Annotated in this window: 18 protein-coding genes and 2 pseudogenes; 8 read left to right on the forward strand and 12 right to left on the reverse strand. The window is 71.1% G+C overall.

Annotation, left to right across the window (positions count from 1 at the left end; translation table 11 throughout):
- Positions 1–139: 139 nt before the first annotated feature.
- Genes FSYMDG_RS09445 through FSYMDG_RS09465 form a run of 5 tightly spaced genes read right to left on the reverse strand, consistent with a single transcriptional unit; the run spans position 140 to position 5986 of the window.
- A complete protein-coding gene (locus tag FSYMDG_RS09445) occupies positions 140–1177 on the reverse strand; it encodes an alpha/beta hydrolase (RefSeq protein WP_013873317.1) in 1038 nt (345 codons plus the stop codon).
- On the reverse strand, positions 1178–2110 hold the full coding sequence (locus FSYMDG_RS09450; RefSeq protein WP_013873318.1) for a 2-oxo acid dehydrogenase subunit E2: 933 nt from the start codon (positions 2108–2110) through the stop codon (positions 1178–1180).
- A gap of 7 nt (positions 2111–2117) precedes the next feature.
- A complete protein-coding gene (locus tag FSYMDG_RS09455; RefSeq protein ID WP_013873319.1) occupies positions 2118–3149 on the reverse strand; it encodes a 3-oxoacyl-ACP synthase III family protein in 1032 nt (343 codons plus the stop codon).
- Between the two features lie 51 nt (positions 3150–3200).
- On the reverse strand, positions 3201–4910 hold the full coding sequence (locus FSYMDG_RS09460; protein WP_013873320.1) for an FAD-dependent monooxygenase: 1710 nt from the start codon (positions 4908–4910) through the stop codon (positions 3201–3203).
- 5 nt (positions 4911–4915) lie between these two features.
- Positions 4916–5986, reverse strand: coding sequence for an LLM class flavin-dependent oxidoreductase (locus tag FSYMDG_RS09465; RefSeq protein ID WP_013873321.1), 1071 nt, complete (start codon positions 5984–5986; stop codon positions 4916–4918).
- Between the two features lie 308 nt (positions 5987–6294).
- On the opposite strand from FSYMDG_RS09465, the gene FSYMDG_RS09470 reads away from it, so the two are divergent.
- Positions 6295–6987, forward strand: coding sequence for a cytochrome P450 (locus FSYMDG_RS09470; protein WP_050803448.1), 693 nt, complete (start codon positions 6295–6297; stop codon positions 6985–6987).
- A 26-nt stretch (positions 6988–7013) separates the two neighbouring features.
- Here the strand turns inward: FSYMDG_RS09470 and tnpC are convergent, their stop codons facing one another.
- Positions 7014–8450, reverse strand: coding sequence for an IS66 family transposase (gene tnpC / locus FSYMDG_RS09475; protein WP_013871651.1), 1437 nt, complete (start codon positions 8448–8450; stop codon positions 7014–7016).
- 135 nt (positions 8451–8585) lie between these two features.
- Here tnpC and FSYMDG_RS09480 point away from each other — a divergent pair, with 135 nt between their 5' ends.
- Entirely contained in the window at positions 8586–9053 is a 468-nt protein-coding gene (locus FSYMDG_RS09480) for a cytochrome P450 (RefSeq protein ID WP_050803450.1), read from the forward strand.
- The gene (locus tag FSYMDG_RS09485; protein WP_013873322.1) at positions 9050–9301 is read left to right on the forward strand and encodes a ferredoxin; all 252 of its coding nucleotides are present in this window, start codon (positions 9050–9052) and stop codon (positions 9299–9301) included. The genes FSYMDG_RS09480 and FSYMDG_RS09485 overlap by 4 nt, the downstream gene beginning before the upstream one ends.
- Positions 9302–9594: 293 nt before the next feature.
- Here the strand turns inward: FSYMDG_RS09485 and FSYMDG_RS09490 are convergent, their stop codons facing one another.
- Positions 9595–10473: a helix-turn-helix transcriptional regulator gene (locus FSYMDG_RS09490; RefSeq protein WP_013873323.1), complete on the reverse strand. Its 879-nt coding sequence runs from the start codon at positions 10471–10473 to the stop codon at positions 9595–9597.
- 613 nt (positions 10474–11086) lie between these two features.
- Between FSYMDG_RS09490 and FSYMDG_RS09495 the strand changes: the two genes are divergently transcribed.
- The 3 genes from FSYMDG_RS09495 (at position 11087) to FSYMDG_RS09505 (ending at position 13622) form a co-directional block, all read left to right on the forward strand.
- Positions 11087–11683, forward strand: coding sequence for a TetR/AcrR family transcriptional regulator (locus FSYMDG_RS09495; protein ID WP_131772424.1), 597 nt, complete (start codon positions 11087–11089; stop codon positions 11681–11683).
- Positions 11684–12377: 694 nt separating this feature from the next.
- Positions 12378–12722 (forward strand): LuxR C-terminal-related transcriptional regulator, encoded by a 345-nt coding sequence (locus FSYMDG_RS09500; protein WP_013873326.1) that lies wholly within the window; start codon positions 12378–12380, stop codon positions 12720–12722.
- A 159-nt stretch (positions 12723–12881) separates the two neighbouring features.
- Complete coding sequence (locus FSYMDG_RS09505) at positions 12882–13622, forward strand: AfsR/SARP family transcriptional regulator (RefSeq protein WP_013873327.1); 741 nt, start codon at positions 12882–12884, stop codon at positions 13620–13622.
- Positions 13623–13690: 68 nt separating this feature from the next.
- On the opposite strand, the pseudogene FSYMDG_RS09510 reads toward FSYMDG_RS09505, so the two are convergent.
- Positions 13691–14683 (reverse strand): annotated as a pseudogene (locus FSYMDG_RS09510) (aldo/keto reductase).
- Between the two features lie 263 nt (positions 14684–14946).
- Positions 14947–15333, reverse strand: coding sequence for a DUF6059 family protein (locus FSYMDG_RS28255; protein WP_013873328.1), 387 nt, complete (start codon positions 15331–15333; stop codon positions 14947–14949).
- A gap of 1589 nt (positions 15334–16922) precedes the next feature.
- Here FSYMDG_RS28255 and FSYMDG_RS28260 point away from each other — a divergent pair.
- A pseudogene (locus tag FSYMDG_RS28260) lies at positions 16923–17111 on the forward strand (AAA domain-containing protein); the annotation flags it as partial.
- 456 nt (positions 17112–17567) lie between these two features.
- On the opposite strand, the gene FSYMDG_RS28265 reads toward FSYMDG_RS28260, so the two are convergent.
- Positions 17568–17744, reverse strand: a complete 177-nt coding sequence (locus FSYMDG_RS28265) for a hypothetical protein (protein ID WP_237703057.1) — start codon at positions 17742–17744, stop codon at positions 17568–17570.
- A gap of 2 nt (positions 17745–17746) precedes the next feature.
- Here FSYMDG_RS28265 and FSYMDG_RS28270 point away from each other — a divergent pair, with 2 nt between their 5' ends.
- Positions 17747–20242: an AAA domain-containing protein gene (locus FSYMDG_RS28270; RefSeq protein ID WP_050803452.1), complete on the forward strand. Its 2496-nt coding sequence runs from the start codon at positions 17747–17749 to the stop codon at positions 20240–20242.
- Positions 20243–20259: 17 nt separating this feature from the next.
- Here the strand turns inward: FSYMDG_RS28270 and FSYMDG_RS09530 are convergent, their stop codons facing one another.
- Both FSYMDG_RS09530 and FSYMDG_RS09535 read right to left on the reverse strand, forming a co-directional pair.
- The gene (locus tag FSYMDG_RS09530; protein WP_013873329.1) at positions 20260–21750 is read right to left on the reverse strand and encodes an FMN-binding glutamate synthase family protein; all 1491 of its coding nucleotides are present in this window, start codon (positions 21748–21750) and stop codon (positions 20260–20262) included.
- 119 nt (positions 21751–21869) lie between these two features.
- Positions 21870–23462 (reverse strand): acyl-CoA carboxylase subunit beta, encoded by a 1593-nt coding sequence (locus FSYMDG_RS09535; RefSeq protein WP_043605914.1) that lies wholly within the window; start codon positions 23460–23462, stop codon positions 21870–21872.
- Positions 23463–23722 lie beyond the last annotated feature (260 nt).

The following is a 23722-nucleotide window of genomic DNA, read 5'->3' on the forward strand; positions in this document are numbered from 1 at the left end:
CTCTTGGATCGGTGGGATCGCCTCTTGGAGGGTGGGACGGCGAGGCCGGACACGTCGGCGCCGCCCGGCTCGGGGCGGCGCTGCGCGGCGTGTGCTACAGGGCGGAGCTACGTGGTGGACCACGGGGCGGGATCGTGTGTTACGGAGTGGAGTCGAGGAGGTCCCGCAGTGCCTGCACCGTCCAGGCACGGGTCTCGGCGGCGTGCCCGGGGGCGCCGTGGACGTCGTCGTGTTCGAGGACCACCAGGTCGGCGAGGTGCGTCCGCAGGAGCTGCACGTCGTGTGCCGGGATGATCTCGTCACGGGCGCTGGCCACGTAGCGTACGGGGATGGTGACGGCGGTGAGCTCCTGGTCGGACAGCGCGAACCCGGGCAGCAGGTCGGGCAGCAGCCCGACGTCGACGCCGGCCAGATGGGCGAGGGTGTCGCGGGTCACGGGGGGCAGGGCGTCCTGCCAGGCCCGGTCGGTGAACAGGTGCCGTACCGGGGCGCCGGCGGTGACGATCCCGCGCAGGCGGGGATCCTCGACGGCCCAGCGCAGCGCGAGATGCCCGCTGAAGCTCAGGGCCAGCACGAACGTCCGGGACACGTCGGCGGAGTCGGCCAGCGCGTCAAGGATCGCCGGGAATATCCGCCAGCTCTCCGGCGTGTACCGCAGGGTGTTCTCGCCCACGCCGGGCAGCTCGGTGACGACCGCGGCCAGGCCCAGCTCGGCCGCGGTGAGCAGGACGGGCACCCACTGTTCCTTGATGCTGACGATACCGCCGGTAATGATCAGTAGCGGTCGTCGCTGGCCGCCGGCCGGGCTGTCGGGGCCGACCAGGCCGGTGGTCCAGGCACCGACGGTGCCGTTGCCGATCTTCAGGTCGAGGCGTTCCACGGCGGGCACCTCGTAACGCCACTCCTCGATGGTGCGCACGCAGTTCTCCAGGGCGTCCAGGCGTGCGTTGCCGTCCACGAAGGGGAACCGGGCGAAGTTGTAGAAGGCGGCGGCGGTCAGCAGCTCACCTTCCGCCTCCCGCTCCTCGGCGGCCCGCGACCATTCGTAGACCCAGGACCCCGGGCCGACCCTGTCGTGGGAGATGCCGGCGGTCAGCGCCTGGTACTCCTGCGGGCCGATGCCCAGGGTCGCCGCGTGTGCGGCGACATGCCTTTTGAGCTCGTCGACGTCGCTCATCTATGCATCCCCTCCGCCTGGCTGCTGTGTCTGCCGCGTGTGTGCCTGCTGCGTGTGTGCCTGCTGCGTGGCCACACCGACGGGCGTGCGTCCGCCGGCTGGCTCGGTGTTCGTGGGCTCCGCGGTGTTCGTGGGCTGAGTGGCCGCGGGCCGCGAGGCGGCCGGGGCCACGGCCCACGGGAAGGTCTCCAGCCCCTCCTTGATCTCGGCGAGCACGTCCGCGGCCTCGGCGCCGTCGATCACCCGATGGTCGAAGGCCAGGCTGAGCCGCAGCACCGGGGCCACCACGACCCGGCCGTCGCGCGCGACCGGGCGATCGACGGTCCGGCCCAGCCCGAGGGTGATGGTGGTGCCGCCGACCGAGTGGAAGCCGTCCACCGGACGGTGGCCGAGGGAGGTGACGGCGACGGTGCCCCACACCGTCGGCCGGGTTTCCAGCGGCCGGACCACCCTGCGGAACGCCCGGGCCGCCTTTGTCCAGCTCCGCGCGGCGTGCAGCCGCCGCACCCCACCGAACTCGGGCATCGTCGCCGGGTCGCCGTCCCGGAACCGTTCGATGTGCCGCTGGATCTCCGCCAGGCTGCGGCGCTCCAGGTCCGGCACGACGGTGGCCAGCACCACCCGGTGCCCGTCGATGGTCTTGTCCAGGGTGACCTTGCCGTGCACGGCCGGGTAGCGCGCCGTGCGGGGCCGGCGTCCGTCGAGGATCGCCGCGTTGGCCTCCGGATGGTTCGCCAGGACCCGTCCGGCGACGTAGAGCACGTAGGTTACCGTCGAGTGGCGGGCCTGTGAGCCCTGTGAGCCCTGTGAGCGCAGCGCCCGCAGGCGGCTCATGTCCACCTCGGTGTCGAGGAAGACCGGCGCGAACCCGCGGGTCTCCCGCAGGAAGAACAGGGTGTGCCGGCGCTGCCGGGCCAGCTCGGTGATGGTCATCGGCGTCTCACACCTTCTCCAGGGCGAATCCGGCCTGGATCCACTTGCTGGACTCGACGGCGATGCCGAGTACCCGGTCGCCGTCGGCGAGCTGGGGCAGCACCCGTTCGAGCTGCTGGAAGGGCAGGGCGTTGGCGTTGTTGCCGGTCTCGTTGACGCAGGTGACCTCGTGCATCCCGGGCACGTCGAGCCGGGCCATGATCCGGGCGGTCATGGTGCCGGACAGCTGCGGCGGCAGCACGTAGTCGACCTCGTCGGAGGACCACCCGAGCTGCTTGAGCAGCTCGGCCAGGATCTCCTCGGCCATCACCGGCACCGACGCCTCGATGGCCTTGTAGTCCTCCCGGGCGCCGGTGCCGTCCAGATGGCGCTGTGCCGGGCCGTACCACTCCAGGATCTGGCCGGGCGCGCGGCGCAGCCCGGCCAGCCGGGTGAACACGGTGCGCAGCGCGGTGGAGTCGCCACGCGGCTCGGTGGTCAGCACGACGGCGCCGGCGCCGTCACCGAAGAGCGCGACGTTGACCATCTCGGCCGGTGGCAGGCGGCGCAGGTCGAGTTCCAGGTCGTAGTGTTTGGCGATCACGTCACCACCGAGGACGAGGGCGGTGCGGTGCCGGCCGGTGAGCAGCATCTGGCGGGCGACGTCGAGCGCCTGGAAGGCGCCGGCGCACCCGGACTGGAGCTGGTAGGTGGAGATACCGTCGATGCCGAGCCGGTCGGCGACCACGTTCACGGTGGCGGGCATCAGGTGGTCCGGGGTCGCCGTGCCCATCACCACGAGGTCGATGTCCTCGGCGGTGAAGCCGGAGGTCTCCAGCGCCTGCCGGCCGGCGGCCTCGCCCAGGTCGGCCAGCGAGTAGCGAACCTCGCCGGTGTCCAGGTCGACCGCGAGATGGCGGGTGCGGGTGCCGATGAAGGTGTCGACCCACTCCTCCCAGATCGGGTCCATCCCGAAGCGACGGGCCAGGGCGGCGTTGTCGACGGGAGGGCCGGGCAGCGCCGTGCCGACGGCGGCGAGGTGGACATCGGGCGGGGTCATCGGGTTCCTCCGGGTCTACGGCACAGCCGGTCGTGCTACGGCACAGCCGGGTCAAGGACGGTGGGTGCGGTGCTGGCTCCTTCCGGTTCCGGGACGAGGGCCGCCCGCGACGGCGTCGGCGTCCGCGGCGCCGAACCAGCGGGTGAGCGCCGTGCGCAGGCCCGCCTCGTCGGGCGGGTCGCCGTGCTGTGCCACCCACGCCACCTGCCCGTCCGGCCGGACGAGGACGGCCGCCAGCCGCGCGAGCTCGTCGCCGGGGCGCCCGTCGGCGGCTGCCGTGTCGGTGGCCTCCTCGAGCCGGGCGGCGACGGTGTCGACCCGGTCGGCCCAGCCGGCGCCGAGCCGGCTCGGCGCGAAGCTTGCGCCGAGGCCCGCGCCGAAGCCCGTGTCGAGGTCCGCACCGAAGCCCGCACCGGGGTTCGCGCTGAGATCGAGGAGCACCCCGCGGGCCGGGTGCAGCAGGCGTGACGTACTGGTCGGGGTCCCGTCCGCGGTGCGCAGCGCCCGGTCGGGCAGCCGCCGGCCCACCAGCGGATGATCGTCGCCGAGGTCGTGGCGCAGCCCCAGGCCGGTCACTTCCGCGGCCATCAGCCGGTTCGCGTCGGGCTCGGCGAAGACCCGCGTGAGCACCTCCCGCAGGGCGTCGACCGCGGGCCCGCCGCCCATCAGCACGTCCTGTGCCTGGGTGAGACGCAGGACCGCGGCCACGGCCGGGTACCGCTCGGCATGGTAGGTGTCCAGCAGGCCGGCCGGTGCCCGGCCACGCACTGTCGCGGCCAGCTTCCAGCCCAGGTTCACCGCGTCGGCGATGCCCAGCCCGAGTCCCTGCCCGCCGAACGGCGGGTGCACGTGGGCCGCGTCCCCGGCGAGCACGACCCGGCCGCGGACACTTTCGGTAACCTTCCGGGTGGCATTGCCGAACCGGCTGACCCATATCGGGACGCCACCGGACAGGTCGAGCCCGGCGATGCGGGCCGCGCTGTCACGGATCTCCTCGAAGGTCGGCGCGGCCCCGCCCGGGGCGGGGGCCCGGGCGGGGCCGCGGACGAACACCCGGGTGGTGTCCGCGTCCAGCAGCGTGAGCCCGACCCAGCCGCGCTCGTTGCGCAGGAACGGGAACGGGGCGCGGGGCAGGGTCCGCAGTTGGCTGGCGGGCACCCCGCGGACGTCGGCGAGCAGCACCTCGGCGGTCGCCGACGTGCCAGCGAAGGTGAAGCCGGCAGCCCGGCGGACCGTGCTGCGGCCGCCGTCACAGCCGACCAGGTAGTCGGCGTCGAGATGGTAGGTGCCCGCCGGCCCGGTGACGAGTGCCCGCACGCCGCCCGGGGCCCGGGTGAGCCCGACGACGCGGTGCCCGCGCCGGATCCACGCGCCGAGCCCGGTCGCCCACTCGGCCAGCACCTGCTCGACCTCGGCCTGCCCGATCAGGGCGGCCGGCCGGTCGGTGTCGAGCGGGCGCAGGTCCAGCCCACCGGCCAGCAGGGCGAAGTGCCCGGCGGCGGCCGGTCGCAGCCGGTCCCCGAACAGCTCCAGCAGGCCCCGCTGGTGCCATGCCGCCAGGGTGGCGGCGTACACACCGGGTGCCCGGGACTGCCCGGCCGGCCGCTCGAGCGCCTCGAGGACGACGACCTCGACGCCGGCGAGGCGCAGCTCGCCGGCGAGCATGAGGCCGGTGGGGCCGGCACCGACGATGACGACGTCGGTACGCTCCACCCCGTCCCCCGCGGGGGCGGGTGGGAAGGATGCGGTCGCGGTCACCATCGTCTTCAGACGGGTTGGGCCAGCGGCGCCGGCCGGGTGGGTGCCACTTCCGCGAGCACTGGGAGCACCTCCGCGGCGAACAGCTTCGCCGAGGCGAACGCGGCATCGGATGGCAGCGCGCCGAACTGGAAGGCGGCGTTGACGTAGCCGACCCCGGCTTCGGCGAGCTCGACGAACTGGGCCAGCACTTCCTGTGGGCTGCCGCCGACGAGACGGTCGCGGGCCAGCGCCTCGTCCGCCGGGTCGACCGTGCCCAGCAGCCCGGGGACGACCCCGTCGACGGGCACCCCGCCCTGCGCCAGCGCGCGGGAGGCGCCGAGCTGGCGGGCCACCTCGCGGACGGCCGCCTCGCGGGCGTCCGGGTCCGTGCCGACGAACACGAACCGGTTCGCGGAGAACTCCGTGTCGGTGGCGCCCGGCGGTGCCTGCTCCGCCAGGCTGTCGATGAACCGCCGCCGCTCGGCGAGGTCGGCCGGCGACGACAGCGCCAGCCCGAGGTGGTGGAAGCCGTGCCGGACCGCGAAGGCGGTCGACTCCTCGGTGGCCGCGGCCAGCCACACCGGCGGATGGGGGGTCTGCACCGGCCGCGGCAGCACCGTGACGGTGGTGTCGATGTGGTGGTACCGGCCGGTGAAGCTCGTCTCCGAGCGGGTCAGAAACTGCAGGATGAGCTCAACCGACTCCTCGAAGACCTCACGGCTGTTGGCGAGGTCCCGGCCGAAGCCGTGGAACTCGTGCGGCTGGTAGCCGCGCCCGATGCCGAGGTCGACCCGGCCGTCGCTGATGGCGTCCAGTGTGGACACGTCGGCGACGAGACGCACCGGATCCCACAGCGGCAGCACGAGGATACCGGTGCCCAGCCGCAGGTCGGGGGCGATCGCCGCCGCCTTGGTGAGCAGCAGCAACGGCGAGGCGCTCAGGCTGTAGCTGGAGAAGTGGTGCTCCGTGATCCAGATACCGGTGAAGCCTTTGTCGTTGGCCCATTCGACCTGGTCGAAGAAGTCCCGGTACTTCTCCCGGGTCGACTCCTGGTCAATGGCGGTCGAGGGGCTGAGGTAGTTGATGCCAACGCGCACTTCCGGCTCCGTTTCGGCAGGGGGAGGGGTCGGCCGTGAGACCTATCATCATGGCGTTTCCTAGTGGCTTCCTTGCCGGCCTCTAAAGTGAGTGGACTGCCTCCGTGATTGTGCTGGGGGAGGCACAGAAACGCGATTCTGAAGCGCCGGCAAAAGCTGGCGAAGGTCGTTCTTAAGTGTTCTTGTGGACAGTTCGGGGAAACATTACCGTTGCTTCCGTTCTACTGTCCCGGACCGTTCGACCACAGTCGACCGCCGTGTTGGAGGCCGTCTTGTCTGTTGATCTTGAAGATGCCCCGTCTTTTCCGGTGCCTCGGACCGTCCCCTACCAGCCGCCGGAGTCCTACCGTCAGATCAGCAGCCGCGGCCCGTTGAACAAGGTCACGTTGTGGGACAAGCGCAGGGTGTGGCTGGTGACCGGGTACGCGCAGGGCCGTCGACTGCTCAGCGACCCGAAGCTGTCCGCGGACCGCACCCGCCAGGAGTACCCCACGATGGCGCCGCACCTGGGGGCCCAGGCCGCCCGCAAGCTGGTGCTGGTGGGGGAGGACCCGCCGATCCACGACATCCACCGCCGCCTGCTCAACCCCGAGTTCAGCCTCAAGAAGGCGCGGGCGCTGGCACCGCGCATCCAGGAGCTGGTGGACGGGCTCATCGACGACATGCTCGCCGCCGGCCCGACGGCCGACCTGGTCCAGAGTTACGCGCTGCCGATCCCGTCGCTGGTGATGTCCGAACTGGTCGGGGTGCCCTACGAGGACCACAAGTTCTTCCAGGCCGCCACCGCCGGGGTGATGCAGGCCCGGGAACCGGCCGAGACCGAGGCGGCCGGTGCCCAGCTCGCGCAGTACCTGGGCACGCTGGTCGAGCGCAACCTCACCGAGCCCGGTGACGGGGTGATCGGCCGGCTGGTCCACTATGTGCAGGCCGGCACCATTACCGCCGCGGAACTGACCCAGCTTTCCATGGTGCTGATGATCGCCGGGCTGGAGACGACGTAACTAGTCAGGTAGTTTTTGATCTTGAGTTAGCTGATCGCGGGCATCCAGGGACGGCCCTCGGCAAGTTGGACGAGAGCGTCGAACAGGCTGATGCCGTGTTTGGTGGCGGTGGACAGGTAGCTGCGGATCGCGCAGAACTGGCGGGCGCCGGTGAGCGTGCGTAGGCAGCCGGATACCTTCTGCCGTAGTTTGATCATGCGGATGTCGCGTTCGGAGCCGTTGTTGTCCGCGGGAACCCGCCAGTCGCGGGTGAACCGAAGGTAGTCGGCTTCGCGGTCGACGAGCCGGCAGGCCAGGGCATGGCGGGCGGCCATGAGTTTCGTGCCGCGCGGCGAGGTCTGGCTGATCCCGATGTGAGCGGCGTGGCGCAGCTGCCGGGTCTGGGTGGCCGGTGCCTGCTCGTCGATGGTGACGCCGGTAGTGGCGGCGTCGACGGCGAGGCGGTGCAGGGCGACGAGCGCGTCGCCTGCCTGGGCGGCCCAGCACCAGGTTCCCGTCGGGGCCGCGTCGACGACGGCCTGTAGTTCGCGCAGCACGTGAGCGACGCACAGCTGGTGGGTGGCGCCGGTGTAGCTGTCGTAGGGGGCCCAGGCGTCGTGGACCACCACCCCACCGAAGGCGGGAAGCACCCCGAGGGCGTCGATCCCGCCGCTGCCGCGGGTGGCATGGCAGTCGATCAGCGTGTACTTGTCGGTGCGGGCGCAGTGCACCCAGTGCAGTTTCCCGGCGACCCGCAGCCCCGTCTCATCGGCCCCGATCACGTCGGCGGCGGCCAGCAGACCCCGGACGGTGTCACGGAAGCCGTCGAGTCCGGCGGCGGCACGGGCGGTCATCGCACCGACCGTGCCCGCCGAGATCGGGATCCCAACCAGCTCGGCCAGCGCGGTCGCGGTCCGCTCCTGCGACAGGAACTGACCGGAATACAGGTAGACCACCGCCGCGGCCACCCGCGGCCCGTACTGCACCGGCGCGTCCACCCCGGCCGGTGCCGCCGCCTTCGTCCGCGTCCCGCAGCCGCACTCCCGCTCGATGAGCTGATGTTCGACCACATGCGGACGTAGTTCGGGCAGGTCGAACACCTGCCGCCGTTCGGTCCGGGTCACAGGCCGGCCCGCAAGCCCCGCCCCGCACCCCGCACACGGCCCCGGCTCATGCCGCAGGCGCACATCAGGCTCAGCGAGCATCCGCAGCGTCGATCCCGGATGCCCGCCCTGCCCACCGGGCCTGCGGCCGGTCTTCTTCCGCAGCGACTTCGGTGGCGGTTTCGCCAGCCCGTCCGAACTCGGTGGCTTCGCCGAGTTCCGCGAGTTCTTCGCGACCTGAGCTTCCAGCTCGGCGATCCGCACCCGCGCCTGTTCCAACGCCGCAGCGGTCTCGACCAGCTGCGCCCGCAGACTCACCACCAGCGCCGCGAGCTCGTCATACGACGGCACCGGCGGCGACGCGGGCGGACCATCCGACACACCCGGACCCTACGGCCCGATCAACCACACAGCACCAACGACCCGGGCCTTCAGGCCATCGAGGAGTCCCAGCCAGCCGGGAAACCAAAAACAAACGATCTACCAGACCTGACCAGTTACGAGACGACATCGTCGATGATTCCGCTCGGGGTGGTCACCCTGTTCGCCCATCCCGAGCAGCTGGCCGCTTTCATCTCCGGCGAGGTGCCGGTACAGACAGGGGTGGAGGAACTGCTGCGCTACCTGGCCGTCACCGACTTTGCCGCGGTCCGCTGGGTCACCGACGACATCGAGATCGACGACGTCGTGATCCGGGCCGGTGACGGCATCGTGGTGTCCTCGACAATGGTGAACCGGGACGAGTCGGTGCACGCCGACCCGCACGTCTTCGACATCTCCCGGGGCAACCGTCAGCACCTCACCTTCGGCTACGGCATTCACCAGTGCCTGGGCCAGAACCTGGCCCGGCTGCAGCTGGAGACCGCCTATCGCACGCTGTTCGCCCGTATTCCGGGGCTGCGGCTGGCCGTGCCGTTCGAAGACCTGCGGATGCGCTCCTCCGGCACCATGCAGGGACTCGAGTCGCTGCCGGTCACGTGGTGACCAGGCCGGCCGACGGCCCCGCCCCGGTCCCGTCGCCCGACAACGGGCGGATACGGGTGCGCGCCGACCGGGAGCGCTGCATCGGCGCCGGGCTGTGCGTGCTGACCGCCCCGGAGGTGTTCGAGCACGACGACGACGAAGGTCTCGTGATCATCCTGGAGGCGACGCCCGCGGCGCACCACCGGGACAACGTCGAGCTGGCCAGCAGGCTGTGCCCGACGGGTGTGATCTCTGTCGAACCGGCCTGAGCGCAACCACGGCCGGGCCGGCCAGGCCGGCCGCCGCCCGCCCTGGACGGACCTGACACAGGCTGTAATGGAATGGGCGACCGGAACAGCCTGCCGTCGTCCGCCCGGGGCGAGCCGGCGGCCCCTGGGGCAGGACCCGTTTCCTTCGGAGGGAGAAACCTGCCCCAGCCCGCGGGGTGCCTGTCGGTGCTGGTAGCGATGCCGGCGCCGCGGGCACTCCGCGGGCGCTCCGCGGCTTTGCGCTCCCCGCACAGGGTGTCGTATGCGGATCGCGTGTTGTCAGCCGCTGTTTCTCATGCGCCGTCGGCGTCCCGCTCCGCCGTGACATCACCGAGCTGTGACATCAGCCGGGCCAGGGCCGCCCGGGAGGGGATCCCGAGCTTGCGGTAGATACGGGTCAGGTGCAGTTCGACGGTCCGCGGGCTGAGGTTCAGCTCGTCGGCGATCTCCTTGTTCTTCCGGCCGGTGCCGGCGACGTACGCGATCTCGCGTTCGCGGTCGGTGAGCGAGGCAAGCAGCGGGTGGGCCGGCCCGTCCGCGGGCTGGTGTGGGGTGGTGGGCCGAGGCCGTTGCCCCATCGCCGTCGGCAGCCACGCCAGCCCCCGTCCCAGCAGGAGGAACGGCAGCAGCACGGTCTGGCCGGTGTGTACGGCCAGCGCGGCGCCCCGGTCGCAGTGACGCTCGGCGTCATAGCGACGCCCCAGGCATGCCTCCACCCAGGCCAGCAGCGCGACGATCTCCAGGCAGGTGGCGAGTTCAGCGTCGCTCAGCCTGTCCACCGCGGTGGCGGACGCGCAGGCCCAGGTCCGGGCGGTGGTGGTCTCGGCGGCGAAAACAGCCCGCTGCGCGTGTACCGCGTGTAATCCGGCCACCGCCAAGGTGTCACCATCGGTGATCGCTCGGGCGACGAGATCGACCTGGTCCGCCGAGGGCGGCTTCTCACCGACCATCGCCAGCAGCCCCAACGTCGCGAGCAACGAGACCTTGTCCACCGTTGGCGCGGTCAGGGAAGCCGTCAGCGCCCGCGCGAGCAGGTCGCAGCCCGCCGCCCGTCGTCCCAGCAGACATTCCCGCAGGGCGGCGGATTGATTTTCCCGGAAACGTTCCTGTCGCTGCCGTGACGACCAGTCAGCCCCACCGGTCGGCGTGCCGGCCATCACTCCGCTGATCATTGTGACCTGCTTCCGTCCATGTTGCCGCGGCCGGATGTATCCCACCGCGTTCGGACTTCCACCCGAACCCCGTGCGGAGCCGTGGGTCAGTGACCGGACCGGAGCGCTGATTTCGGTGAAACGACCCCGGTTCTGCCTGGGCGGTCGGGCCCGATCCCGGACCGGGGCCGACACTTCGTGCGCCTTGCTCCGTCCCTTCGGGTAACGGAGAATAACGACCGACGATGTTCGTACGCGATCCGATGCTGAGAACCGGTTTCCCCGGCCCGGTATCGGGCACCTGGATCGGCGTCACGGCGGACCGCCACACCATCGTGTCACCACTGACACAGAGTTATGGCGCCCAGAATTCCGGTCGACTGCCATCCGGTCTGCCTGGATGCGTCGAGTAAAACAATTAGTTGCCTACAAACAGCCAATGTCGAGCCTACCAGCCGTTATGGTTGCGTCAAGTGAATGCAGACAGTAACTGCTGGCAGGTTCGGACGCCAGGGTGGCGGCGGCTCCGGAGGGGCCGACAGGGGCGAAGACGCCGCCTGTGCGGGTCGCAGTTCATAGGCTCAGTCAAGGAGCCTGGTCGAAGCAGGGAGGTTTCGCATGGGTGGCGGCGCGCATGAGTGACCTGGCGGAGGCCACCGGGCGGCCGATGCGCTCCCACGCACGGCGCAATCGGGAGCGGATCCTCGCCGTGGCCAGGGAGGCCATGACCAGCCAGGACGACGAGATATCCCTCAACGAGGTGGCCCGGCGCGCGGGTGTCGGCATCGGCACGCTGTTCCGGCACTTCGCCAGTAGGGAGGCGCTGCTGGAGGCGCTGGTGCACGACCGCACCACCGCCATCTGCGCAGAGGCGGACCGGCTGCTGGAGTCCGAGGCCCCGGGTACCGCCCTGATCACCTGGCTGTCCGATCTGGTGGCGTACGTGGCTACCTATCGTGGTGTCGCCGCCGCCCTGCTCAACGGGTCCCGCGACGCGCGGTCCGCGCTGCACCGCTCCTGCAAGAACGTGGACAACGCCGCCGCGGCGCTGCTCACCCGGGCCCAGCGCGCCGGGGAGGTCCGCGCGGACATCGGGGTCGACGAAGTGATCGCCCTGGTCAGCGCCATTGCCTGGGTCCGGGAGCAGGCACCGGAGCGCGCCGGCCAACTGGAGGCGCTGATGTCGATTATTGCCACCGGTCTCCGGTTACCCGGTGTTACGGCTTTCTGACTCACTCGACTCTTGCAAACTGGAGCATCACACCGGTACGGTGCGGACGTCGACACACCGGGCTGGGCTGGGAGGACGCGGCGGATGAGGTGCGGCGTCACAGCCCGTTTCCGCCGGTGTAATGCCGGCCATTCGTACGCCGTCCCGCGGTCGCAGGCCGCAAATCTGTTCCGGCGTCGCCACGTCGACTTCGGCACAGTGGTGAGTGCCTCCTGTCCGGCGGCACGCCTCCCCCTGTCGCCGAGCCGCTCCTTCGGCGCCCACCGGTAATCCAGCCCCTTCAGCGGCGGACCCATGCCGTGGGTCCGTTCCCCGTGTGCCGAACGGGTGTGGACTGTTGGCGTCTGATTCCAGATCCGTTGCTTTTTTGTGTCGTTCTGCGGAACAACAGGGGAATTTTCACCACGATGCCCGGTGATCATCTCTTCCTGCCCGCCGAGGTGTTCCGGTCTGTCTGGGGGCCGTTGCCCCGCCGGTCCAGGTGCGCGGCGCATCCCGGACGCCGCCAGGTGCGCCCGGGTACAGGTGTGCCCGGACACAGGCGTGTTCGGGCCCGCGGGCGCGCTCGGGTGTACAGAGCGTGCCTGGGACATCGCGGTGACGCCGAGCATCACCGCGACCGGGGCGCCGCGCTGGCCGTACCCACCGGCCAGACCGTGCTGCCGCCGTTCCTCCTGCTGGGACGGGGGCTGGCGTGGCTGCCGACGGAGTGGCTGTCGGCAGGGTGGCTGCCGGCAGCGATGGGGGCAACGGCCTCGGCCCACCACCCCACACCGGCCCGTGGACGGGCCGGCACGCCCACTGCCCGCCTCGCTTACCGGGTACCTCGCTCATCGGCCGCGAATGCGAGATCGCGTACGTCGCCGGCACCGGCCGGAAGAACAAGGAGATCGCCGACGAGCCGAACCCCAGCCCGCGGACCGTCCAGCTGCGCCTGGCCCGTATCCACCGCATGCTCGCAGGTCCCCTCCCGGGCGGCGCTGGCCCGGCTGATGTCGCCGGCGGCGTCACAGCGGTGCAGAACTTCAGACATGAATAAGAAACAATGTGTCCTCCGTTACCACTTCCAGGCCGAGAATTCGTGAACGGATATGGGGTTCCTCCGATGCCGGGAGTGGATGAGTATGTGAGACTGGGCGGAACGGGGGCCAGTCGACTGCGGTCGACGAAATCCACTCGTCTGCGGAGGTCTGATCCCATGTTCCAGTTGCTGGGCCCGTTGCGGATAATTGAGAACGAGCGGGTGGCGTCTATCAACGCGCGGAAGGTGGCGACGCTTCTTGCGGTTTTTCTCATAAAGGCGAACGAGGTGGTCTCGACGGAACAGCTCGTCGCGGAACTGTGGGGTTACTCACCTCCGCGCCGGGCTGTCGCCGGACTACACGTCTATGTTTCGCAGCTGCGCAAGTTCCTCGCCGCCAACGGCCGGGACTGCTCCGACCTGGTGACCTGTTCACCGGGCTATCTCATGCGGGTCGGCCCGGACGAGCTGGATCTGCTGGAGTTCCTGCGGCTGCTCGACGAGGGACGGGCGGCCTTCCGGGTGGGTGACTACGAGTCGGCCTCCACGTCCCTGACCGGCGGGCTGGAGCTGTGGCGCGGCCGGGTCCTGGAGGACCAGCGCGGGGGCGAGATCGTCGACGGTTTCGTCGCCTGGCTCGACGAACTGCGGCTGGAGTGCTACGAGAATCTGGTCGAATGCGACTTCCGGCTCGGCCGGCACCGGGACCTGGTCGGCCTCCTGCGGAATCTGGTCGCCGAATACCCGCTGCACGAGGTGTTCTATCGCCAGCTCATGCTGGCCCTGCACCGCAGCGGCCGGCGGGCCGCCGCGCTGCAGGTCTACCAGCGTGCCCGGCACACCATTGTCGCCGAACTCGGCCTTGAGCCGGGCCGCGCCGTACGCGAACTGCACCAGGCCATCCTGGTGGACGACTGATGCCTGGTGAACGACCGATGCCTGATGGACGACCGAGGCGGGAACAGCGGTCATGGTCCCCGACCGTGTCACAGGTCGACGAACTGAAGGCTGAAATCGGTGAGCTTCGCGCCCCGTACCTCCTCCGGCGGAATGGCCGCCTCGATCGCGGCCAGTTCCTTGTCGGTCAGGGTGATGCTGACGGCGGCGAGGTTTTCCAGCAGATGGTCCTGCCGGCGGGTACCCGGGATCGGCACCACGTCCGGGCCTCGGTGGGCGAGCCAGGCCAGCGCGAGCTGACCGGCGGTGACCCCCCGCTCGGTGGCGATCGCGGCCAGCCGGTCCACCAGGGCGAGATTGCGCGGCAGGTTCTCGGCGGTCAGCCGCGGCTGCGCGAGAAAGCGGAAGTCGTCCGGCCCGAACACGTCGCGGCCGCGGTACCGGCCGGTGAGGAAACCCCGGCCCAGCGGGGCGTTGGCGACGATGCCGATGCCCAGCTCGCGGGCGGTCGGAGCGACCTCCTCCTCGATACCGCGGGTCCACACCTACCATTCGCTCTGCAGCGCCGTGATCGGATGTACCGCGTGCGCCCGCCGCAGCGTCCCCGCACCCACCTCGGACAGCCCCAGATAGCGGACCTTGCCGGCCTCGACCAGCTCGGCCAGCGCTCCGACAGTGTCCTCGATCGGCACCTTGGGGTCCAACCGGGCCAGGTAGTAAAGATCGACGTGGTCGATGCCGAGCCGGGTCAGTGACGCGTCGATCGCCTCCCGCACGTACTCCCGGTCACCCCGCACCTCCTGGCCGATGCCGTTGTCCGCTCGGCGGACCCCGAACTTCGTCGCCACCGCCACCTCGTCACGCCGGCCGGCGATGGCCTGGCCGATCAGCCGCTCGCTGTGGCCGTGGCCGTAGACGTCGGCCGTGTCGAGCAGGGTAACGCCGAGATCGAGTGCGCGCCGGATGGTCGCCAGCGACTCGGCGTCGTCGGTCGGCCCGTAGAACTCGCTGATGCCCAGGCCACCCAGCCCCTGTGCGCTTACCTCGAGCTTGCCGAGATAGCGGGTGGGCAGATCCGCCATGTTGTGTGCTCCGTTCTGTCCTGAACGCTGTCCGGAACCGTTTCGTCAGATTCGCCGGGCCCGGCTTTCGTGGTGCTTTCTGCTCCGCACAGCCAGTGTGGTCCCAGCTGCTTAAGCACTCCCAAACCGCGGGGGATGCCACCGGTCCGGATACGCGGGCCGGCCCGGAAGACAGCCCGGGAGACGATGTGACGGACAGCGATATCGATATTCAGCCGTCTCCGCGGGCCGCGGCACTGTCACCCGCCACCTCGTACCGGCGGTCACCGATATGGGCCGTCGGATGTTTCCGGGTGGACCGGGAAAGGATCGGGAATGTCGTCGAGTTCGCGCCACAGCCCGCGTTCGGCCGGGCTGGGGACGCGCTCGGCGGGTACCCGCTCGGGATGGCCGGGCGGGGTCGACGGGCGGGGCCGGCTCTCGACGGGCCCGACCGGCGGCCGGACCGGGCATCCCGTCCAGACGAACACGGCCGTCTCGCCCACCAGCACCAGCGTCGAGCCGGTCCAGCGCAGGGCTGCCCGCGCACCGGTGAGCAGCCACCGCAGGTGGCGCCCGAACAGCCACGTCGAGTCCGCCTGGCGGGAGACGGCAGACGGGTGGACGGGCAGCCGCCGCCGGCGGCCGGACGGCGTGCGTGGGCTGGTCATGGCAGGGTTTTCCGCCCTCTTCTCCGGGCGACGAAGCGTGGCCGCCGCGCCGTACACAACCGATCGTGACCTGACCGATCATGCGGCAGCGCCCTGAAGCCCGGCTTGACCGCCCGCGGGTCCCGGCGCCCGGCCTGCTCCCCGGGCCGCCCGGCTGCGGCAACCGTGTGCCTGTGATCGTCGGCCCGTGGCCGTGGCCGTGGTCTCGGCTCCCGGTTCGACACCCGACCGCACCGACAGAGCCCTGTCGCGCGGGCCTGCGACCGGCGCTGGCGGACCGGACACCCACGGTGTTCCTGCCGCACCGATCCGGTTCCTTCTCGAAGAGACCGGCTCGAAGAGACCAACCGTAGTCTCTTCTGCACGTATGGTTGGCGGCGGCCCGCTCGGGTGATCCGTACGGTACGGGCCCGCCTCTCGCGGGCCAGACGTGTCGGGGGATGTCGGATCCGTCCGATAGAAACGTCCTGTCCGTGACGGGTGCCTGCGCGTGGGGAGACACAGTGGTCGGGTACGACGAAAAGGTGAAGGCGCGGTCGCTGCACCTTTTGGACTACCTGGCCGCACTCGCGCTGGAGCTGTCGACGAAACCGAAACGGCGGCTGACGGATTACGATTCGCCGCTGACCCGGCCGCGTGACGTCCCGACGCACCCGGCGGTCGCCCTGGGCCCGAGCGCGACCCGGTCGTCCTGGCTGCGGGTGGGCAAGGCGGTGGAGCCGCCACCGCCGGTGCTACCGGCCCGGCTGGCGGACCACCTGCCGGGTGTCACGGTCGATCTGCCCGACCCGCCGGCGCTGCCAGCGGATTTCGAGGAGGCCTGCGCACGTGACGGTGAGGACCCACAGCGCCTGCGGGCCGAGCTTTCCACCTGGATAACGCAGCAGTGGGAGCCATGGGCGAACACCGCCCGTCCCGCGCGGTCCGCCCGGCTGCTCTACCAGCGGCTGTACGACCTGCGGCTGCGGCTGGCCCGGGACAGCGCCACCCACGAACTGGTGTGGGGGCACGGCGTTCTGTCCTGGGCGCCGGGTGAGCATTTTATCGATCATCCGCTGCTCGTCACCCCCCTGACGATCGAGCTGGATCCCGACAACGGGGACCTGAGCGTGCTGCCGGACGGCTATCCCGCTGTCGAGACCGACCCGTTGCACGGGCTGGGGATCGCCGCGCTCGAGGAGCTGGGCGCACTGCGCGACGCCGTCCGGGCGAGCCCGCCGGACCTGTGGAGCGAGGACGGGCTGACCGAGGTGTACCGGCAGATCGTCGCCCCGCTGGGCCTCGACGCCAGGGTTCTCCTCGGCCGGCGGGGCCCGTTGGCCGACCAGGTCCCGCCGCCGGCGGCCTCGCCCGTGCTGGTGGACACCTGGGTGCTGTTCGTCCGCCCCCGTCCAGCGCTCTACCAGCGGTTCTACGCCGAGCTCCGGCAGGTTCTCACCGAGCGTGACGTGCTGCCGGAAGCGCTCGCCGCGGTCGTGGACAACGAGAACGCCGGCCGGCTCCCGGCCGGCGGCCCGGGCACGACCGCGACAGCCGACAACGGTGACGGCGCAGGCGTCGCCGCCGGCCCGCTCGGGCGGCGGCTGCTGATGCCGCTGCCCACCAACGACGAGCAGGAGCGCATCGCCAGCCAGCTCGAACGGTCCCGTGGGGTGACGGTGCAGGGCCCGCCGGGCACGGGCAAGAGCCACACGATCGCGAACCTCGTGAGTCATCTCGTCGCCCACGGCAGGCGGGTGCTGGTCACGGCACACAACGAGCAGGCCCTTGCCGTGCTCCGGGACAAGATCCCGGCCGAGCTGCGTGACCTGTCGATCGCGGTGCTCGGCTCCACCTCCGCGGCCCTCGGCGAGCTCCGCGCCTCCGCACAGATGATTATGGACGCGGTGTCGAGCATCGACGAGGGGGTCGAGCGTGCGACGGTCGACGCGCTGCTGACGGACCTCGACGCCGCGCACGCCGAACGGCGTGGGCTGGAGCTGCGGCTGGTCGACCTGCTCGCGGCCGAAGCCGCGGAGTTTCCCCTCGCCGACGGGCCGGCAAAGGCCGCCCGGGTGGCCGACTGGCTCGCCAGCCACGAAACCGGGTGGGACCGCATACCGGACCGGCTCACCGAGCATCAGCGTCCCCCGCTGTCGGTGGCCGAACTCGACGAACTGATCCGGTTCGCCGCCATCCCCGCGGCGGACGCGGCCGCGGCCCGCCACGACCTGCCGGCCCGGGGAAGCCTGCCGTCAGCCGGCCAGCTCGCCGAGCAGTACCGGCGGCTCGACAAGCTGCGCGACGACCTCGCCGACCTGGAGGCCCAGGGCGCCTCCTTCACCGCGGTGGACACGTTGGGCGGCGACGCTCTCGCCGACCTTCTCGCCGCGGTCCGCGCGGCGACGGCCCGTGTCACCGCCGCCGAGCAACCGTGGCTGGCGGCCGTGCGCGCGCAGGTCGCGCAGTCGCGGGCATACGCGGGCGCCTTTGGGCGGAGCAGGCCGAACAGCTCGCCGCCGAGACCCGGACGATCGTGGAGCTGCGCCGGGCGACCTTCGGCCGGACGGTCGTCGTCGCGGAGGGTGATCCCCGTGTCCAGGAGGCGACACTCAACGATCTTGCCGAGAGGTTCGCCGCCGGCCGGGGCATCCCCCGGGTGGGCGGTCGGGAGCTGCGGGCCTTTCACGCCGCCACCCGCGTCGACGGCTTCGAGCTGCGCACGGTCGACGACGTCGAGACGGTCCGGGCGAAGATCCGAGAGCGGACGACCGTCACCGCCGCCGGACGTCGTTACCATGATCTGGTCGGTACGGTCGGCGGGCCGCCGCTGTCGACCGACGACCCCGCGTTCGTACCGAGCCTGGAACACCACGTCGACCTGCTGCGCGACGCGATCGCCTGGGAGATCACCGACGGGCCGGCGCTGCTGGACCGGCTGCGCGCCGTCCTGCCCGGCACGCCCGTCCGGCCGACCGCCGCGCAGCTGGCCGCCGCGGGAGACATCCTGGAGGCGGCCGCGAAACGCGGGGAGGAGCGCCAGCTCACGGCATGGTTCGACAGGTGGCGCGAATATCTCGGCGGCGGCGGTGGGCAGCCGGACCCGGGACCGCTGTGGGGGACGCTGCGCGACGTCCTCGACCGGCGTGACCGGCACGACCTCTCTGCCTGGACGGCCACGTGCGACGAGATCGAACGGCTCACCGAGCTGCGGCCGGCGCTGGACCGCCGCGACGCGCTCGCCGGCCGGCTCGCCGCCGTCGCTCCCCTGTGGGCCGCAAAGATCATCGGTAGCGGTGGGGACACGGCCGTGTGCGGCTCGGCGCCGGACCTGCCCGAGCTGTGGCGCTGGCGTCAGGCCCAGACCTGGCTGGACGCCCTGCTCGAACGCGGTGACGCCGCCGTCCTCCAACAGCGGATCATCGAGGCGACGGCCGCTGTCCGCCGGCTCGTCCTCGACGTCGCCGTCCGCTCCGCCCGGCTCGGCATGAAGGCCAACCTGCGCGAGGAGCAGCGCCGTGCGCTGATGGGCTGGCTGCAGGCGCTGGCGAGGATCGGCAGGGGAACCGGCAAGTTCGCCCGCAGGTGGGAGGCGGACGCGCGCGAGCAGATGCCCGCCGCGATGGGCGCCGTCCCCGTCTGGATCATGCCGATCCACCGTGTGCTGCAGAGCTTCGACCCACGCCGGACGGATCTCTTCGACGTCGTCATCGTCGACGAGTCCAGCCAGTGCGACGTGCTGTCCATGGGAGTGCTGGCGCTGGGCCGCAAGGTCGTCGTCGTCGGGGACGACAAGCAGATCAGTCCGGCGGCGGTCGGTGTCGACCGGTCCCGGGTGTTCCAGCTGATCGAGACGCATCTTCCCGACCTCGCGCAGCGCTCCCTGCTGGATGTCGAGGCCAGCCTCTACGACACCGCCACCAGGGTGTTTCCCGACGTGGTGCTGCTACGCGAGCACTTCCGCTGCATGCCGGACATCATCGAGTTCTCGAACCGTTTCTACGCCGGCAGAATCCTCCCCCTGCGAGAGGGCACCGATCTCGGGATCGGCTCGCCGGTCCGCCCCGTCCGCGTGCCCGACGGGGTCCGTACCCGCGGACAGTACGGGGACGTCAACGAGCCCGAGGCATCCGCCGTGGTCCAGCGGATTCTCGACTGCCGGGACGACCCGGCGTACGACGGGATGACATTCGGCGTCGTCACACTGCTCGGGAACGCGCAGGGCCGCCTGATCGAACAGAAACTGCTCGCCGTGCTCGGCGGCGACGAATACGAACAACGGCGAATCCGGGTAGGTGACCCGTACAATTTCCAGGGCGACGAGCGGGACGTCATCTTCATTTCCGTCGTCGCCGACGACAACCGGTCGGCCGCGACGAAAAAGGCCGACCAGCAGCGGATCAACGTGGCGGCCAGCCGGGCCCGCAACCAGCTCTGGATCTTCCACAGCGTCGACCCGGGCGCGCTGCACGCCGACGACGTGCGTGGACACCTGCTCACCTACGCATACGCCGTCAACGACCCGCAGGCGCAGGCCGCCACCCTCGAGGAAAAATGCGAGAGCGATTTCGAGAGACGTGTCCTGCGGGATCTGCTGCGCCGAGGCTACCGGGTACGCCCGCAGCACGAGGCCGGCGGCTGCCGCATCGATTTCGTCGTGCAGGGCGAGCACGACCGGCTGGCCGTCGAATGCGACGGTGAGAAGTTCCACGGTCCGCAGCGGTGGGAGGCCGACCTCCGCCGCCAGCGAATGCTCCAGGATCAGGGATGGAAATTCTGGCGGGTCCGCGGCTCGGCGTACTACCGGCACCCGGAGGCTGCGCTCGCCTCCCTGTGGGAACGACTCGACGAACTCGGGATCCGCCCCGACGTGACCGCCGCGGTACCTGAGCAACAGTCCGCGTCACCCGTCATGTCCCCCCTGGAGTGATCGCCGGACCCGCGTCGTCACACCACCCGGTCGTCCCACTTTTTCGCGGTGCCGGCGCCGGGGGTGGCGAAGACCTCGCCGGCGGGTCGGGAGCCGAAGTGTCCGTCGAGGATCTCGAAGGAGTCGAGGGTGACCAGGGCCGGATGGCTGACCGCGCAGGCGTGCGCGAGCCGCAGCAGGTCGTGCCGCAGCCCACTGACGTAGTTGGCGACCCGGGCGGCCTTGTCCTGGGGGTCGAGCCCGCGGGTCAGCCAGCGGGACTGGGTGGCCACCCCGGTGGGGCAGTGGCCGGTGTGGCAGCGTTGCGCCTGGATGCAGCCCAGGGCCAGCATCGCCTCCCGGCCGACGTTGACCAGGTCACAGCCCATGGCCATGGCCAGCAGCGCGGTCTCGGGGAAGCCGAGTTTGGCCGAGCCGACGAAGACGATCCGTTCGTCGAGCCCAGCGGCGGCGAAGATGGCGTGCACCCGGCTGAAGCCGAGCTTGAACGGGAGCGCGACATGGTCGCTGAAGGCCAGCGGTGCCGCGCCGGTGCCGCCCTCGCCCCCGTCGATGGTGATGAAGTCGACCCCACGGCCGGTGGACACCATCCGGTTGGCAAGGTCCTCCCAGAAGCCCAGCTCGCCCACGGCCGACTTGATCCCCACCGGTAGCCCGGTCGCCGCGGCGATCTCCTCGACGGTGTCGAGCAGGCTGTCCACGTCGCTGAACGCCGAATGGGTGGATGGGCTGACGCAGGTCTGCCCGACCGGCACCCCCCGGATGCGGGCGATCTCGGGGGTGACCTTCGCCGCGGGCAGGACGCCGCCGAGGCCGGGTTTCGCCCCCTGGCTGAGTTTGATCTCCAACGCGCGGATCGGGTGCTGGCCGACGAGCTCCACCAGGCGTTCGAGGCTGAACCGGCCGTCGGGGGTGCGGCAGCCGAAGTAGCCCGTGCCGATCTGGAAGACCAGGTCACCACCTTGCAGGTGGTGGTCGGAAACACCTCCCTCGCCGGTGTTGTGCAGGCAGCCGGCGATGGCGGCGCCCTTGTTGAGGGCGGCGATCGCCGGTGCGCTCAGCGCGCCGAAGCTCATCCCCGAGATGTTGACCACCGATGCCGGTCGGAACGCGCGGGCCCGGCCGCGCGCCGCGCCGAGCACCTTGCGGCATTCCAGGTGGTCGTCGCCGGGCGCGGGCGCCGGCAGCGGGAAGACCGCCGGTTTGACGATGAGGTAGTTCGCTGACAGCTCCAGGTCGTTGTCGGTGCCGAAGCCGAAGTTGGCGTTGGCCCGCTTGGCCGTGGCGTACACCCAGCGGCGCTGGTCGCGGCTGAACGGCCGCTCCTCGTCGTTGCCGGTCACGATGTACTGGCGCAGCTCCGGGCCGACGTCCTCCAGCAGGAAGCGCAGATGCCCGATGACGGGGAAGGTCCGCAGGATCGAGTGCCGGCGCTGAAGGACGTCGTACACCGCCACCGCGCACACCAGCAGGAGAATTCCGAACGCCACCCAGCCGACTACTGCCATACCCCCATTGAACTCGCGGCCATCACCCCTACCAGCCCGGGGCACCCGTTTGTTTCAGCCCGGAGCACCTGTATCCGGTGGTCAGGGGCGATAACAAGGGGATCATTACCGGGAGGCCGTCACAGGGGGATGTTGCCGTGGCGGCCGCGGCGGGCGGGCGCGTAGGCGAGGACCCGCGCGATGCGCCGGCGGGTGTCGGCGGGATCGATGACGGCGTCGATGACACCGAGGGCCAGCCCCCGGTCGACCCCGCCGGCGGTGCGGGCGTGGTCGTCGACGAGCCGGGCGAGCAGCGCCGGCCGCTCGTCGTCGGGCACCGCCGCCAGGGCCCGGCGGTGCAGGATGCCGACCGCGGCCTCGGCGCCCATGACGGCGATCTCCGCCTCGGGCCAGGCCAGGACGGCGGTGGCGCCCAGCGAGCGGGAGTTCATCGCGATGTACGCCCCGCCGAAGGACTTCCGGGTGACGAGCGTGACGCGCGGCACCGTGGCCTCCGCGAACGCGTAGAGCAGCTTGGCGCCGCGGCGCACCACCCCGTCCCATTCCTGGCGGACGCCCGGCAGGTAGCCGGGCACGTCGACGACCACGACCAGCGGGATGCCGAAGGAGTCGCACATGCGGACGAACCGGGCGGCCTTCTCGGCGCTCAGCGAGTCCAGGCAGCCGCCCTTGCGCAGCGGGTTGTTCGCGATGACGCCGACGCTGTGGCCGTAGAGACGGCCGAGCCCGACGACGATGTTGGGCGCCCAGCGGGGCTGCAGTTCCTCGAAACCGTCGCCGGTGGGGTCGTCGTCGACGAGCCGGCGCACCAGCGGCCGGACGTCGTAGGCCCGCCGCGGTCGGTCCGGCAGCAGCGCCCGCAGATCCTCACCGACGTCGCTGGCACCCACCTCGGCGGTGCCGACCGTGCCGGTGCCGGGGCCGCCGACACTGAGCGTGCTGGCGCCAACCTCGATGGCGCTGATCTCGTCGGCGCCGGGCTCGGTCCTGGGCCCGGGGAGGGTGGCGGCCAGGCCCCGGCCGGCGCCGAGGTCGAAACGGCCCGGGTCGGCGAGCAGGGAGGTGATCCGGCGGGCCCGCTGGTAGGCGTCCCGCTCGGAACGGGCCAGCACGTGGACGACACCGGAACGGCGGCCGTGCGCGTCGGCGCCGCCGAGCCCCTCCATGTCGATCTGTTCTCCGGTCACGCTGCGCACGACGTCGGGGCCGGTCACGAACACGCGACCGGCCGGCGCCATGATCACGACGTCGGTCAGCGCCGGCCCGTACGCCGCGCCGCCCGCGGCCGGCCCGAGCACCACCGAGATCTGCGGTACCCGGCCGGAAGCGTGGATCATGGCGGCGAAGATCTGGCCGATGCCGTCGAGCGCTTCGACACCCTCGGCGAGGCTCGCCCCACCGGAGTGCCACAGCCCGATGGCCGGGCTTGCGGTGCGGACCGCCTCCTCGATGGCGGCCACGACGTGCCTGGAACCCTCGGAACCGAGCGCCCCGCCCATCCGGCTGCCGTCCGTACAGTAGCCGATGACCGGGACGCCGCCTATCCGGCCCCGCCCGGCGAGTACCCGGCCGCTGCCGGTGGAGGGGAACGGGGCGAACGAATCGGGGTCGAACAGGTGGGACAGTCTGCGGTGGGGATCGCGGACGTCCTGCTCGGGGATACTGATACCGATACTGATGCCGGCCCGCGTGCCGTTGGCTACCTCCGTCATTCTTGCAAGGATGCCGGCCTGTTCTAAAGTTTTCCTGTACACCGCCGTGGCCGGTATCAGCCGGCCGTCCAGGAACGACTCGGGGAACGTCACACAGTATTTGTCGATAATTTCCTGAGCAGGGTGTGGAACCGGCGAACCGGCGAACCGGCGAACCGGCGAACCGGCGAACCGGCGAACCGGCGAACCGGCGAACCGGCGAACCGGCGAACCGGCGAACCGGCGAACCGGCGAACCGGCGAACCGGCGAACCGGCGAAC

The organism is Candidatus Protofrankia datiscae, from assembly GCF_000177615.2.
GTDB lineage: Bacteria > Actinomycetota > Actinomycetes > Frankiales > Frankiaceae > Protofrankia > Protofrankia coriariae.

Coding starts and splice junctions, on each gene's coding strand:
- FSYMDG_RS09530 (WP_013873329.1), bottom strand. CDS start 21,750: ATGGCAGTAGTCGGCTGGGTGGCGTTCGGAATTCTCCTGCTGGTGTGC.
- FSYMDG_RS09450 (WP_013873318.1), bottom strand. CDS start 2,110: ATGACCATCACCGAGCTGGCCCGGCAGCGCCGGCACACCCTGTTCTTC.
- FSYMDG_RS28255 (WP_013873328.1), bottom strand. CDS start 15,333: ATGACCAGCCCACGCACGCCGTCCGGCCGCCGGCGGCGGCTGCCCGTC.
- FSYMDG_RS09445 (WP_013873317.1), bottom strand. CDS start 1,177: ATGAGCGACGTCGACGAGCTCAAAAGGCATGTCGCCGCACACGCGGCG.
- FSYMDG_RS09455 (WP_013873319.1), bottom strand. CDS start 3,149: ATGACCCCGCCCGATGTCCACCTCGCCGCCGTCGGCACGGCGCTGCCC.
- FSYMDG_RS09480 (WP_050803450.1), top strand. CDS start 8,586: ATGATTCCGCTCGGGGTGGTCACCCTGTTCGCCCATCCCGAGCAGCTG.
- FSYMDG_RS09535 (WP_043605914.1), bottom strand. CDS start 23,462: ATGACGGAGGTAGCCAACGGCACGCGGGCCGGCATCAGTATCGGTATC.
- FSYMDG_RS09490 (WP_013873323.1), bottom strand. CDS start 10,473: ATGATCAGCGGAGTGATGGCCGGCACGCCGACCGGTGGGGCTGACTGG.
- FSYMDG_RS09505 (WP_013873327.1), top strand. CDS start 12,882: ATGTTCCAGTTGCTGGGCCCGTTGCGGATAATTGAGAACGAGCGGGTG.
- FSYMDG_RS09460 (WP_013873320.1), bottom strand. CDS start 4,910: ATGGTGACCGCGACCGCATCCTTCCCACCCGCCCCCGCGGGGGACGGG.
- FSYMDG_RS09495 (WP_131772424.1), top strand. CDS start 11,087: ATGAGTGACCTGGCGGAGGCCACCGGGCGGCCGATGCGCTCCCACGCA.